Origin of the sequence: Wenjunlia tyrosinilytica (assembly GCF_014646055.1) — a bacterium.
In the GTDB taxonomy this organism is placed as follows: Bacteria; Actinomycetota; Actinomycetes; order Streptomycetales; family Streptomycetaceae; genus Wenjunlia; species Wenjunlia tyrosinilytica.
In genome coordinates, this window is the sequence record NZ_BMMS01000018.1 from 163828 (window position 1) to 177804 (window position 13977).

12 protein-coding genes are annotated in these 13977 nt (G+C 72.0%); 5 read left to right on the forward strand and 7 right to left on the reverse strand.

Features of this window, described 5'->3' with window-relative positions; genetic code table 11:
- Positions 1-6: 6 nt before the first annotated feature.
- The 5 genes from IEY86_RS21230 to IEY86_RS21250 all read right to left on the reverse strand — a co-directional run bounded on the left by IEY86_RS21230 (position 7) and on the right by IEY86_RS21250 (position 6078).
- The gene (locus IEY86_RS21230) at positions 7-774 is read right to left on the reverse strand and encodes an SDR family NAD(P)-dependent oxidoreductase (RefSeq protein WP_189133373.1); all 768 of its coding nucleotides are present in this window, start codon (positions 772-774) and stop codon (positions 7-9) included.
- A gap of 199 nt (positions 775-973) precedes the next feature.
- Positions 974-2587, reverse strand: a complete 1614-nt coding sequence (gene aceB, locus IEY86_RS21235; protein ID WP_189133374.1) for a malate synthase A — start codon at positions 2585-2587, stop codon at positions 974-976.
- Between the two features lie 215 nt (positions 2588-2802).
- Entirely contained in the window at positions 2803-3402 is a 600-nt protein-coding gene (locus tag IEY86_RS21240; protein WP_189133375.1) for a nucleotidyltransferase family protein, read from the reverse strand.
- 142 nt (positions 3403-3544) lie between these two features.
- Positions 3545-5023 (reverse strand): hypothetical protein, encoded by a 1479-nt coding sequence (locus IEY86_RS21245; protein ID WP_189133376.1) that lies wholly within the window; start codon positions 5021-5023, stop codon positions 3545-3547.
- Positions 5020-6078, reverse strand: a complete 1059-nt coding sequence (locus IEY86_RS21250; protein WP_189133377.1) for a hypothetical protein — start codon at positions 6076-6078, stop codon at positions 5020-5022. Before IEY86_RS21250 ends, IEY86_RS21245 begins: the two co-directional genes overlap by 4 nt.
- Positions 6079-6576: 498 nt before the next feature.
- On the opposite strand from IEY86_RS21250, the gene IEY86_RS21255 reads away from it, so the two are divergent.
- On the forward strand, positions 6577-7626 hold the full coding sequence (locus IEY86_RS21255) for an amidase family protein (protein WP_229698634.1): 1050 nt from the start codon (positions 6577-6579) through the stop codon (positions 7624-7626).
- Complete coding sequence (locus IEY86_RS21260; RefSeq protein WP_229698635.1) at positions 7623-8219, forward strand: HD domain-containing protein; 597 nt, start codon at positions 7623-7625, stop codon at positions 8217-8219. The genes IEY86_RS21255 and IEY86_RS21260 overlap by 4 nt, the downstream gene beginning before the upstream one ends.
- On the opposite strand, the gene IEY86_RS21265 is transcribed toward IEY86_RS21260, so the two are convergent.
- The gene (locus IEY86_RS21265) at positions 8216-9016 is read right to left on the reverse strand and encodes an IclR family transcriptional regulator (protein WP_189133379.1); all 801 of its coding nucleotides are present in this window, start codon (positions 9014-9016) and stop codon (positions 8216-8218) included. The two genes, IEY86_RS21260 and IEY86_RS21265, sit on opposite strands and share 4 nt — an antisense overlap.
- 388 nt (positions 9017-9404) lie before the next feature.
- On the opposite strand from IEY86_RS21265, the gene allB reads away from it, so the two are divergent.
- From allB to IEY86_RS21280, 3 genes are all read left to right on the forward strand, one after another.
- Positions 9405-10751 carry an allantoinase AllB gene (gene allB, locus IEY86_RS21270; protein WP_189133380.1) on the forward strand — a complete coding sequence of 449 codons (1347 nt, stop codon included), beginning with the start codon at positions 9405-9407 and terminating at the stop codon, positions 10749-10751.
- On the forward strand, positions 10748-11875 hold the full coding sequence (gene alc / locus IEY86_RS21275) for an allantoicase (RefSeq protein ID WP_189133381.1): 1128 nt from the start codon (positions 10748-10750) through the stop codon (positions 11873-11875). The genes allB and alc overlap by 4 nt, the downstream gene beginning before the upstream one ends.
- 272 nt (positions 11876-12147) lie before the next feature.
- The gene (locus tag IEY86_RS21280) at positions 12148-13365 is read left to right on the forward strand and encodes a cytochrome P450 family protein (protein ID WP_189133382.1); all 1218 of its coding nucleotides are present in this window, start codon (positions 12148-12150) and stop codon (positions 13363-13365) included.
- A gap of 102 nt (positions 13366-13467) precedes the next feature.
- On the opposite strand, the gene IEY86_RS21285 is transcribed toward IEY86_RS21280, so the two are convergent.
- Positions 13468-13791: an STAS domain-containing protein gene (locus IEY86_RS21285; RefSeq protein ID WP_229698641.1), complete on the reverse strand. Its 324-nt coding sequence runs from the start codon at positions 13789-13791 to the stop codon at positions 13468-13470.
- Between the last annotated feature and the right edge of the window lie 186 nt (positions 13792-13977).

The following is a 13977-nucleotide window of genomic DNA, read 5'->3' on the forward strand; positions in this document are numbered from 1 at the left end:
GGCCGGCTACTTCGCCGGGCGCGGTCGAAGGCCCTGCATCCCGCCGTCGACGGCGAGCGCCGTGCCGGTGACCGAGGCGGCGTCGGGTCCGGCGAGGTACACGATCGCGGCGGCGACGTCCTCGGCGGAGACGAGGCGGCCCATCGGCTGACGGGCGTTCAGCGCGGCCCGTTCGGCCTCGGGGTCGTCGGCGGCGTCCAGCAGGCGGGCGATCCAGGGGGTGTCGGCGGTGCCGGGGTTGACGCAGTTGACGCGTATGCCCTCGCGGACGTGGTCTGCGGCCATGGCGAGGGTCAGTGAGAGCACGGCGCCCTTGCTCGCCGAGTACAGCGCGCGCTGCGGCAGGCCCGCGGTCGCGGCGATGGAGCAGGTGTTGACGATGGCGGCCCTGCCGGGGCGGCCGGCCGCTGCCCGGCGCAGATGGGGCAGAGCCGCCCGGGAGGTGCGGACCATGCCGAGGAGATTCACCTCCAGGACGCGGTGCCACTCCTCGTCGTCGTTGTCCTCCACGGTCCCGATGGCGCCGATGCCCGCGTTGTTCACCAGGACGTCGATGCCGCCGAGTTCGGCGGCGGCGGTCTCCACGGCCGCGGTCACGGAGACGCCGTCCGAGATATCGGCGTGGAACGCGTGCAAGGGCTTCTCGGCACCGCTGGGATCGAGGTCCAGCACGGCGACCTCTGCACCGCGCTCGGCGAGCAGCCGCGCGGTCGCCTTCCCGATACCGGACGCGCCGCCGGTGACGACAGCTTTCAGCCCACGGAAGTCCGCCATGACCGGCGACTCTACAAGAAGTTCTCCGACCAATCCATGGGCCGTAGGGCGCGATCCGGGGGAATGGGCGGCGCATTGTGGGCCGCTTAAATCAAGTGATCCGATCACTGAGTGTTGGGGGCAGTGGAAGGACCCGCCCTTTTCGGCGAGGGCGGGTCCTTCCGGAAGGAGCTGAGGTGTCGCCGGGCTCCAGCCGTCGTCAGCCGAGCTGCTCGTACGCGGGCAGGGTGAGGAAGTCCACGTACTCCTCGTCGAGCGCGACCTGGAGGAGCAGGTCGTGCGCCTGCTGCCATCGGCCGGCCGCGAATGCCTCCTCGCCGACCTCCTCGCGAACGGAGGCCAGCTCCTCGGCGGCGACCTTGCGCACCAGCGCCGCGTCCACGGTGTCGCCGGTGTCGAGCACCACGCGGTTGTTGACCCACTGCCAGATCTGGGAGCGGGAGATCTCCGCCGTGGCGGCGTCCTCCATGAGATCGAAGATGGCCACCGCGCCCAGGCCGCGCAGCCAGGCCTCGATGTAGCGGGTGCCCACCTGGACGGCGTTGCGCAGGCCCTGGGCCGTCGGGTGCGCTCCCGTGGAAGCGACATCGAGGAGCTGGTCGGCGGTGACGTGTACGTCCTCGCGCAGCCGGTCCTTCTGGTGGGGCCGCTCGCCGAGCACCGCGTCGAACGAGGCACGGGCGACTGGCACCAGGTCCGGGTGGGCCACCCAGGAGCCGTCGAAGCCGTCGGCGGCCTCGCGGTCCTTGTCGGCCTTGACCTTCTCCAGTGCCGTGGCGTTGACCTCGGGGTCGCGGCGGGAGGGGATGAACGCGGCCATGCCGCCGATCGCGTGGGCGCCGCGCTTGTGGCAGGTGCGCACCAGCAGCTCGGTGTAGGCGCGCATGAAGGGCGCGGTCATCGTCACCGCGTTGCGGTCGGGGAGGACGAACGCGGGGCCCGCGTCACGGAAGTTCTTCACGATCGAGAACAGGTAGTCCCAGCGGCCCGCGTTGAGCCCGGAGGCGTGGTCGCGCAGCTCGTGGAGGATCTCCTCCATCTCGTACGCGGCCGTGATCGTCTCGATGAGGACGGTGGCGCGCACGGTGCCCCGAGGGATGCCCAGGTACTCCTGCGCGAAGACGAACACGTCGTTCCACAGGCGGGCCTCGAGGTGGCTCTCGGTCTTGGGCAGATAGAAGTACGGGCCCAGGCCCCGCTCCAGCAGCCGCCGGGCGTTGTGGAAGAAGTACAGGCCGAAGTCCACCAGCGCTCCGGGAACGGGCCGTCCGTCGGCCGTGAGGTGCCGCTCGTCCAGGTGCCAGCCGCGCGGGCGCATGACGACGGTGGCGAGTTCGGAGTCGGGCCCGAGGGCGTAGCTCTTGCCTTCGGGGCTGGTGAAGTCGATGCGGCGCTCGTAGGCGTCGATGAGGTTGAGCTGGCCCAGGACGACGTTCTCCCAGGTGGGGGAGGAGGCGTCCTCGAAGTCGGCGAGCCAGACGCGGGCGCCGGAGTTGAGCGCGTTGATGGTCATCTTCCGGTCCGTGGGGCCGGTGATCTCGACTCGGCGGTCCTCGAGCGCGGGCGGCGCGGGAGCGACCCGCCAGTCGCCGGAGCGGATCGCGGCGGTCTCGGGCAGGAAATCCAGCGTCCCGGTGCGGGCGATCTCGGCGCGGCGCTCCTTGCGGCGCGCCAGCAGCTCGTCCCGGCGGGGGGTGAACCGGCGGTGCAGCTCGGCCACGAACGCCAGGGCCCCGTCGGTCAGCACCTCCTCAGAGCGTTCCACGGTGCCGGTATCGACGATGGCCAGCGGGGACGGCGCTGGTGCGGACATGGATGTCACTCCTTTGCGGGCGGTGCCGGCGGCGACCCAGCCGCGACATCCGGCACGCGGTGCCGGATGTGGACCGGGGGCGGTCGCGGGCGCCGCCCGAGTCCGCGGCGCTTCTGACCAGTGGAGAATAGTTTTTGCATTGCGGAACTTCAATGGTTTGTTGATGGTGGGTCGTGACTGAGGGGGCCGCTGTGACGCACAGTGCCGGCCGCCGCTCAACCCTCCAGCAGGGTGAGGGCGTCCGGGGTGTCCACATCGTCGGGGGCGGCGATGTCGGAGCACTCGACGAGCGCGAGATCGCGCGCGTGGGCGAGCAGGAAGTCACGGGCGCCCCGGTCGCCGCGGGCGCTGTCCGCGACCTCGTCCCAGTAGCGGGCCGCGACCAGGACCGGGTGACCGCGCTCGCCCCCGTAGGAGGCGGCGACGAGATCCGCGCCCGCCCGGTGCGCGGCGATCAGCCGCGCCACGACTCCCGAGCCGATGCGCGGCTGGTCCACGAGCATCACCACGAGGGCGGACGCCTCGACCCCGCGCAGGGAGACCAGTCCCGCCCGCAGAGACGAGCCCATCCCGGACTCCCAGTCGGGGTTGTCGACGAGGAGTGAGCCGGTGAGCCGGGCGCGCTCTCGGACCTTGTCCGCCGAGGCCCCCACCACGATGTGCACGGGCGCGCACCCGCCCTCCCGCAGCACGGCGTCGGCCCGCTCCACGAGCGGCCGCCCCCGGTGGTTCAGCAGCGCCTTGGCCCTGCCCCCGAGCCGCCGCCCCCCACCAGCCGCCAGCACCAACCCCGCCACCCGCTCAGGAGACCCCATGTCCCCACAGTGCCACGATGTCCCCACAGTGCCACGCACCGGGACGCAGGGCTCACCCCCGTCCCTCGGCGCCGCCCCCTCCGCCGGCACCGACGGGTGACGGGAAAGGTGCCGCACGGACGAAGGGTGTGCGGACGCGCCGCTACTTTCTCCGGGACACCGCCGGGTACGCGGCCAACGTCCCCGACGTCTGGAACAGGCCTGTGTCCTTCGAGGTGAAGACCGGCACCGCCGTGTTCTTCGGCTGCGGGGTGGTCACCCCGGTTCTCAGGTCGGTCTCCACCACCCGCGTGGGCACGGCCTCCTCCTCGGTGCCGAAGTCGAACGGGAAGGCCCCATAAGCCGTGTCCGCCCAACGGGACGTGCTGCGGGTGACCCCGAACGCGCGGCCGGAGTCGTCCACCGCCGTCAGGGTGATGCCCTTGCTCTTCGCCGAACCCGCGAAGCACGATCCCCGCTTCGCCGCCAGGTCGAACCCCACCTGCCCCGAGACCAGGTACTCCCCGCTCGGCGAGAGCTGCGTCGTGGACTGCGCCGCCAGCTCCCGCACCGAGCCATTGCCCACCGCCGGGTCGGTGATGTCGCAGGCGACCTGCGCCACCAGCTCGCCGTCGTCCAGGTCGTGCACGGCCACGACGTCCTTCTTCGACCCCTCCGCCGTCCGCGCGTCCGGGAAGAGCGTCCAGTCGACGACGATGTAGCCACCGGCGACCGCCAGCGGGGTGGCGCTCGCGGCGCGCTTGGGGGCCACCTTCCCGGTGTTCCAGGCCGTGCCGACGGCGAACCCGTCCGCGCAGGGAAGGTACGCGTCGGGCTTCCAGCGGAAGTCGCAGTAGCTGGACTGCTCGAAGGAGGACACCGGCCCGGCCGCCGTCATGAACTGCGCGGTGCCCTCCGCCGAGCACGACGCCCCCGGCGGCATGTCCTGTTCGCGGCACCGCGGCAGCTTCACCGACGTGGGCCGCTGCCCGACCCTTCGCTCCTTGCCGGTGACCGGATCGAGGGCGACCACCCGGGACTCCGCCCGCTGCGTGATCAGCAGTCCCCCCGCGAAGTCGCCCACCTCACCGCCCGCGTACGTGTAGTGGCGAATCGCCTTCGCCGTACCCGTGGCGGTCGCGTGCACGGTGTCCACGGTGAGCAACGGCCCGTTCTCCGTGCGCCCGTCGCGCACGATCACCACGATCTCCTCGCCGTCGGTGTCCGAGGCGATACGGATGTCGGTGCTCGCCCCGCTCATCGCGGTGGGCGCGCTGAACGTCCACGCCTGCCTGCCCCCGTCCAGCGAGCGCGCGTGCACCTTCCCGTCGTTGTTCATCGCCTGCACGAACACCCCGCTGTGCGGGGCGACCACCCATGAACCATGGGTGCGCGACTGAGGCGAGGTGACCGCCTCGGTCCAACCGTGCTTGTTGTCGAATCCCTTGGGCACCGTGAAGCGGCTCTGCGCGGGCAGCGCCGGGCGGCCGCTCGCCGACGCCGAGGCCTTCCCCCCGCCGAACAGCGGCCCTTCACCGTCCGAGGAGTGCGAGCCACCGGACGAGGTGCAGGAAGCCGCACCCGCCAAGGCCACGCAGACGGCGGCCGCGGTGAACGGGGCGCGCCTGCCGACAGCCCTCACGGCGACACCTTCCTCGCACCGGGAGCGGGACCGGACCCCGGCGCTCCTGGCCCGTCGGCCCCTGTCCCCGGCCTGCCGGCCCCTGCGCCGATCGCGGCCGCAGCGGCCGCCTGCTCCAACGCGGCCGGGAAGCCGGTGGGGAACAGGCACAGCCAGCGGTCATCGCCGATCCTCAGCCGCTGCGCCGCCATCACCCCGTTGCCGATCATCACACCGGCGACCGCGACCGTGGCCTCCGTCGAGCGGCTGAGGCTGTCCAGGCGGTCCGCGGTGTAGCTGATGTCCCTCGGCGTCAGCGCGGCGCCGAGCGAATCGGCGCGTGCCGCCACCGCGTCCTGGCAGTGCGTTCCCCACGCGAACTGCTCGGCCAGTCCGATCACCAGCCCGCTGATCCACTGCGTGGTGGCAGGCGCGGGCGGTACGACGATCCGCAGGGTGTCGACCGTCCTGCCGTCCTTGACGACGTCGAACACCGCGAGCAGCGCCTCGCCCCGCAGATCCACGCGGGTGACGGAGTGACCGTCGAGGTGGACGCGGGACGTGCCCCACGCCCGGCCGCCGCCGACTCCCATCATCCCCCCGGAGCCGCCCAACTGCCCGGCCATGACGCTCACCGACCGGAACGAGTGCCGCATCCAGCCGTCGATCGCCATCGTCGTCTGCTGGTCGAAGTGCCGCTGGACGGTGATCGGCCGCAGGGAGGTGACCAGGGTGCTGCCCGTGTGGTCGCCGTAGGCGAGGTCACCGCGCGCCGCCGTGGTGTCGAGCCCGCCGCCGAGGCGCCGACTCGCCGCGTGGTCGGCCGCGTTGTCCGTCCGGACACGCGCACCGCGCGTGAACCAGACGCACAGCGCGGCGACGCAGACGCAGGCGAGGAAGAAGATGATGAGCACGTCCAGGGCGCCCAGGCCCACGGTCTTGCCGTGCTCGTCGGTGAACACCCCGCCCACCCCGGCGAACACGAGCAGCGCGCCGAAAGCCCCCGACAGGATCGACAGAACCAGAGCCGCCCTCGGCATGCGCACCTTCGCCGCCCTCGACAACGGCACCGACATGCTTTCCCCCAACTGCGTCGTCCTGTGCGAACCGGCGGACCGTGTCCGGCCGCGACTGCCAGTCAACACGATCCGGAGCCCCCGCGGGTCGGCGCCCGGGCCTCGTGCGGGGATGTCGAGGGGTCGGGGCGCAGGTCTCCGGGTCGGAGGGATCCGGGGGAACGAAAGCGGCAGTCGGCCGCGTCCTTGGCAACTGGTGCCGCGAGAACCGGTGCCGCGAGAACCGGTGCCGCGGGAACTGGTGCCGCCGAGGCTGAGGAGACAAGAAGGGCGACCACGGTCGGGACACGGCTCGACACGGCAGGACACAGCAGGACACGGCACAGGACACGGCACCGATCGAGTCCGCCATCGACCAGCACCCGAAGGCCGAGGACCATGGGAACGGGACCACTGGATTCCCTGAGCTACAGCGAGTTGACCGCCCGTCGGATCGCTGACGCCGTGCTCCGGAGGGAGCTGTCAGCCGTCGAGGTCGCTGGGGCTGCTCTTGGGCGTATGGACGATCTCGACCCCTGGCTGTGCGCCTTCACCGAGGTGTGGCCCGCCCGGGCGCGGACGGTGGCGCTCGAGGTGGACCGGGCCGTCCGTCGAGGGGAGGCACTGCCGCTCGCCGGCGTGCCCCTTGGGCTCAAGGCATCGGAGGGGGCCGGCTCGCTTCAGGCCCAGCGGCTGATCGCTGCCGGGTGCGTTCCCGTGGGGACCACTTCCGTGGCGGGGAAGGGCACCGACTGGCAGACGTGGGGGTGGACGGACCGGGGGCCCACGGTCAACCCGTGGCGGCCCGATCTGTCGCCCGGAGGGTCCTCGGCCGGGTCGGCCGCCGCCGTCGGGGCCGGGTGCGTGCCGCTGGCGACCGGCAGTGACGGGGCCGGGTCCGTGCGGATCCCCGCGGCGTGGTGCGGGATCGTCGGGGCGAAGCCGACGAACGGCGCGCTGCCCGCCCGCGACCGGGCGGGCCTCAACGTGGGTGGGCCGCTGGCCAGGACCGTCGAGGACGCCGCGGCCTACTGGCAGGTGGTGATCGGCGAGGATCCGCTGCGCGTGCGGCCCGCCGAGCCCCCGCGGGCGGCCTGGTCGGCGACATTGGGGTACGCGGCTACGCAGGACGAGGTGCGCGGGACGGCCTGGCGTGCCGCGCGGGCGCTGTTCGCGAGCGGTTGCGTCGAAGAGCGGGAGACGGAAGTGGCGCTCCTGGACCCCGAGCCGGCGTGGCGCGGTCTGCGCTCCGGGCATCCGGACGCCGAGGCGGTCAGGGTGCGGGAGGAGAACGAACGGCGGCTGGAGCGGCTGTTCGGGGACGTGGACGTTCTCCTGACCCCGACCACGCCCAACCGCCCCCATGGGCACCGTGGGCCGGGTGGGGCGATGAGCGTCGCGATGGCCTGGGTGTTCAATGTCAGTGGGCACCCGGCCGTCACAGTCCCCGCCGGGCGCACCGAGGACGGCTGCCCGGTCGGGCTCCAACTGGTCGGGCGGCGCGGCGAGGAGGCGACGGTCTTCTCCGCGGCGCTTGCCGTCGAGAGATCGGGAAGAGGAACCACATGATCCAGCCACCCATCACCCTCGCCGACGTCGACGCGCTCGCCGCACGGGCCCACGCCGGGCAGAAGGACAAGATCGGTGTCGACTACATGGAGCACGTCAGGGCGGTGGCGGCCGGCCTGGAGCCGTTCGGCGAGCGCGCGCAGATGGCCGGACTGCTCCACGACGTGCTGGAGGACACGGAGTTGACCACCGTCGACCTGCTGGCGGCGGGCGTGCCCGGCACGGTCGTGGAGACGGTCGAGCGGGTGACCCGCCGACCGGGACTCGACTACACCGAGATGATCCGCGTGGTCGCGGCGGACCGCTGGGCGTGCCTGGTGAAGATCGCCGACAACGCGCACAACAGCCGGGCGGACCGTGCCGCCGGCCTCGAGCCCGGACTACGCGAACGGCTCGCCCGGCGGTACGCCGAGGCCCGCGCGGTGCTGTGGGCGGCGGTGCCGGAGGAGGATGTGCGGGCGATCGTCTCCCTGGTCAACCCGGACCTGCTGGAAGCCCGCCCGTCCGCCCCCGCCTCGCAGGACGCAGCCGCCTCGGACGGCCCGCGAGACGCTCTCGACCACCCGCGAGCTCTGGACTACCCCGGAGCCTAGGCGGCGCCGTTGCCGGCGAGCGCCGCCGACAGCTTGACGGCCACGTCGTGGAGCACGGGCACGATCTTGCCCGTCGCCGCCTCGGTCACCCGGCCGGCCGGGCCCGAGATGGAGATGGCCGCGGCCGTGGGGGAATCGGGCACGGTCACCGCGAGGCAGCGGACGCCGATCTCCTGCTCGTTGTCGTCCATCGCATAGCCGAGTTCGCGCACCCGCGCCAGCGACTCCAGGAACCGCTCGGGGTCGGTGATGGTCTGCCCGGTCGCGGCGGGCATCCCGGTACGGGCGAGCAGCGCGCGCACCTCCTGCGCGGGGACGTTCGCGAGCAGCGCCTTGCCGACACCGGTGGAGTGGGGCAGCACCCGGCGGCCCACCTCGGTGAACATGCGCATCGAGTGGCGTGAGGGCACCTGGGCCACGTACACGACCTCGTCGCCGTCGAGCAGGGCCATGTTCGCCGTCTCGCCGGTGGCCTCGACCAACTCCGCCAGATACGGCCTCGCCCAGGTGCCCAGCAGGCGGCCGGCGCTCTCACCGAGCCGGATGAGACGGGGGCCGAGGGCGTACCGCCGGTTGGGCTGCTGGCGGACGTAGCCGCATGTCACCAGCGTCCGCATGAGGCGGTGAATGGTGGGCAGAGGCAGGCCGCTGCCGGCCGACAGCTCGCTCAGACCGACTTCGCCCCCGGCGTCAGCCATCCGCTCCAGCAGGTCGAAGGCGCGCTCGAGGGACTGGACGCCCCCGGAGCCGCCGGTCGGCTTGCTGTCGGAGGAGCTGTTGGTGCTGGCAGGCGGCAATTTCGGTCCTCTCGGGGCCCGCTGTTCGGTAGCCGCAGCTTACCTGTCCACCGATCGCACTCAAGGTCGTGCGGTGCGATGAACGGCCATGGGCTGGAGGAAAGCACATTCCCTGATCCGAAATATACCTTCCGTTCAGTGGAATCGCCCAAAGTTGAGGCGAGCGCTCCGGAAGGGTACGGGTGACTCTTGACGCAACAGTGCGCGACGGATCAGGATTCCCTTTGGTGAAAGATACTTTTCGGAAAGTGAAATAGCTCGTCCGGCAGTGAGAGTCGTACGACATGGGCGGCGACATGGGCGGCGGGAACGACAGCGGGAACGACAGCGGGAATGGGAAGCGGGAACGGGCGGCGGGAATGGACAGCGCACGAAGGGAGAGCGCCGGGTGCCGATTGATCTCGTACTCCGCTCGACGCGGGTGATCACCCCCGACGGCGAGCGCCCCGCGGCGATCGCCGTCGCCGACGGGCGAATCGCGCAGGTGCTGGCGTACGACGCTCCGCCGCCTGACGGCGCGCGGGTCGTCGAGCTGGGCGACGACGCGCTCATGCCCGGCGTCGTCGACACCCATGTGCACATCAACGAGCCCGGACGCACCGAGTGGGAGGGGTTCGCATCCGCCACGCGTGCGGCGGCCGCCGGGGGCGTGACCACCCTCATCGACATGCCGCTCAACAGTATTCCGCCCACCACCACCGTCGACGCGCTGGCGATCAAGCGGGACGCGGCTCTCGGCCGGGTCCACGTCGATGTCGGCTTTTGGGGCGGCGCCGTCCCCGGCAACGTCCGGCACCTCGAACCGCTGCACCATCGGGGTGTGTTCGGGTTCAAATGCTTTCTGCTGCACTCCGGAGTCGAGGAGTTCCCGCAACTGCCGGCCGCGGAACTGGCCGAGGCGATGGAGGAGCTCGCCCGCATCGACGCCCTCCTCATCGTGCACGCCGAGGACGCCCAGGTCATCGACTCGGCGCCGCGGCGCCCCGGCCGCGCCTACGCCGACTTCCTCGCCTCCCGTCCGCGCGAGGCCGAGAACACCGCCATCGAGCACCTCATCCCGCTCGCACGGCGTCTGGGCACGCGGGTGCACATCCTGCATCTGTCCTCCTCCGACGCGCTGCCGCTGATCGAGGCGGCAAGGCGCGAAGGCGTGGCCGTGACCGCCGAGACCTGCCCGCACTACCTCACCCTCACGGCGCAGGATGTGCCCGACGGGGCAACGGAGTTCAAGTGCTGCCCGCCCATCCGTGAGGCCGCCAACCAGGACCGGCTCTGGGAGGGCCTGGCCGCGGGCACCATTGACTGCGTCGTCTCCGACCATTCACCGTGCACCCCGGAGCTGAAACGTTTCGACACCGGGGACTTCGCCCAGGCATGGGGCGGCATCGCCTCCGTCCAGCTCGGTCTGGCCGCGATCTGGACCGAGGCGTCGAGCCGCGGTCACACGCTGTCCGACGTCGCGCGGTGGATGTCCGCGGCCCCCGCCCGGCTCGCCGGGCTCGCCCGCAAGGGCGCCATCACCCACGGCAACGACGCCGACTTCGCGGTCTTCGCGCCCGAGGAGTCGTTCACCGTCGACCCGGCCGCGCTGCACCACCGCAACCCGGTCTCCGCCTACGCCGGGCGCACGCTCAACGGAGTCGTCCGCTCGACCTGGCTGCGCGGCCGGCTCATCGCCGAGAACGGCAAGGTCCGCGAGCCCGCCGGCCGACTCATCGAGCGAGGGGAATCATGACGGCCAACCAGAACGACGCCCCGCCGTACACCGGCGCAGACCCCTACGCCGACTACCGCGGCGGGGACTTCGCCTTCACCGGCCTCGTGGACCTGGCCGACCGCCGCCTCGGCGCCGGTGTCGTCGCGGCCAACGACGAGTCCTTCGCCGAGCGGGAGAACCTGCTGCGACCGCAGGCGCCCCATTTCGACCCCGAGGCGTTCGGCCACAAGGGCAAGGTCATGGACGGCTGGGAGACACGTCGCCGCAGGGGCGCCGACGCCGGCGACCCGCACCCTGCCGACACCGATCACGACTGGGCCCTGATCCGCCTCGGCGCCCCGGGAATCGTGCGGGGGATCGTCGTCGACACCGCCCACTTCCGCGGCAACCACCCGCAGGCCATCAGTGTCGAGGCGGCCGGTGTGGACGGCTCGCCCGGCCCGGGGGAACTGCTCGCGGACCACGTGGAATGGGAGGAGATCGTCCCCCGTTCTCCGGTGCGCGGCCACGCCGCCAATGGCTTCACGGTCGGCGCCGAGCGGCGTTTCACGCATCTGCGGCTCAAGCAGTACCCCGACGGCGGGGTGGCCCGGCTGCGTGTGCACGGCGAGGTCGTCGCCGATCCGCGGTGGCTCGAGACCCTCGGCACCTTCGACCTGGTCGCTCTGGAGAACGGGGGAGTCGTCGAGGACGCCTCCGACCGCTTCTACTCACCGCCGGCCAATATGATCCTGCCCGACCGGTCCCGCACGATGGACGACGGCTGGGAGAACCGCCGCCGCCGCGACAGGGGCAATGACTGGGTGCGCCTGCGGCTCGCCGGGCACGGCGGCATCCGCGCCGTAGAGATCGACACCAGCAACTACAAGTTCAACGCGCCCGGTTGGGCCGCCCTGTCCGGCTTCGACGCCACCTCGGGCGCCGACATCGCCGATCCGGACGCCTGGTTCGAGATCATCGGGCGCACCCGCCTCGAGCCGGACGCCTTCCACCGCTTCCCCCTCGGGTCCGTGCGCTCGGCCACCCATGTACGGATCGATGTCTTCCCGGACGGCGGCATCGCCCGGTTGCGTCTGCACGGAACCCTGACAGCGAAGGGACGGCAGGCCCTGGCCGACCGGTGGAGCGCCCTGGGCGGGTAGGCGGTAGCGGCCGGCGGGCCGCGGCCGACGGGGTTACGGCAAACGGGGCTGCGCCGAGCGGGGCTGCGGCCGACAGGGCCGCGGGCACAGCGGGGCTGCGGCGACTGGAGCCGCGGGCAGAGCGGGGCTGCGGCCGACGGGGCGGACTGAGCGCCGCTCGAGCCATGGCGGTGGTCTGGCTCAAGACCCTGCTGACGTGCGGTCCACTTCGGGTTAGCGTGGGAACCCGGTGCAACATGACCACGACCGCGGCCCATCGGGGAGGGCGCCGGATGAGCGATCAGGCAGTGGACCTCAAGAGGCTCGGCCCCGGATTCTGGAAGGACCCGTACCCGGTCTACGCGAAGCTGAGAGCCGAGGGGCCCGTGCACCGGGTGGCGATTCCCGGCCGCGGCGAGGGCTGGCTGGTCGTCGGCTACGAGGAGGCCAGAACGGCCCTCGCCCATCCCGGACTTGCCAAGGACTGGGGAAAGGGCAACCGGGAGTGGAAGGCGCTCGAACTCGGTGACCCGGACGCCGAGGGCAGGCCCTGGGGACGGCACATGCTCAACGCCGACCCACCGGACCACACCCGTCTGCGCAGGCTGGTCAGCAAGGAGTTCACCCCGCGGCGGATCGAGGCGCTGCGCCCCCGCGTCCAGGAGATCACCGACCGGCTGCTCGACGCGCTGCCCGCCGAGGGCCGCTTCGACCTCATGGACACCCTCGCCTTCCCGCTGCCCATGGCGGTGATCACCGAACTGCTCGGGGTGCCGGACCTGGACGGCGAGCGGTTCCGCGCCTGGTCCAACCTGGTGGTGGCCCCCGACCTCGACAACCCCGAGGCGAACTCCGAGGCGTTCCACCGGCTCAATGAGTACCTGCGCGACCTGATCGAGGACAAGCGCGGCCGCCCCGGCGACGACCTGCTCAGCGCGCTGATCCAGACCAGGGACGAGGACGGCGACCGGCTCAGCGGGGACGACCTCCAGGCCATGGCGCAACTCCTGCTGATCGCCGGACACGAGACCACCGTCAACCTCATCGGGAACGGCTTACTCGCCCTGCTCAGGCACCCCCGCCAACTCGCCGCGCTGCGTGCCGACTTCTCCCTCCTCGACAACGCGGTGGAGGAGATGCTGCGCTACGACGGGCCGGTGGAGGGCTCGACGCTGCGCTTCGCCGTCGATCCCGTGGAGATCGGCGGCACGGTCATCCCCGGCGGCGGGACCCTGGTCGTCGTGATCATGGCTTCCGCCCACCGGGATCCGGCCCGCTACGAGGACCCGGACACCTTCGACATCCACCGCGATCCCGGAGGGCATCTGGCCTTCGGCCATGGCATCCACTACTGCCTGGGCGCACCCCTGGCCCGGATGGAGGGGCGGATCGCCATCCGGACCCTGCTGGAACGCTGCCCGGATCTCGCCCTCGACGCCGACCCCTGCGAGCTGGAGTGGCGAACGGGCCTGCTGATGCGCGGAGTCCACCACCTGCCCCTGCGCCGCTGACCGGGCGCCGCCCCGAAGTCCGGGCGCTTCGGACGCGGTGCCCACAGCCCCGGCGCGACCGGCGGGCGCGGACACCGCCGGTACCGCCACGGCCCGCCGCGCCTACTCCTGCGTGAACGCCAGTCCCGGCGTGCTGTCCCAGCCCACCAGGGCCATCACCCTTCGCAGATGCGGCGAGAGTTCATGCAGCACCAGCTGCCTCCCGTCCCGCATCCCCCGGGCCGTCGACACCACGAGCTCCAGCCCGGACACGTCCATGAACTGCAGCTGCGACAGCTCCAGATGGATGTTTCCCGGTGTGTCCGCCAGGGTCCGCAACGCGCTCTCCAGCACCGGCACGGCGAAGGCGTCGACGTCCCCCACCAGCAGTAGTCCCGATGGCTGGCGGGTGCGGGCGACCTTCAGCAACCCGCTCTCGTAGAGCACGTCCAAACCGACGCTCCCTCCCCTATGGGGTGCGACGCGCTCAGGGTAGGCCCGCCCGGTGGAGGCTGTCACGGAATTGCCCGCAAACGCTTTCGGCACCGTAAAGTTGATGGTTCAATTGGTGGCCGCGGACGCCGAAATGGCTTCCGGCCCGCCGCCACCGGTGCTGGACAGCGCGCCAACGGC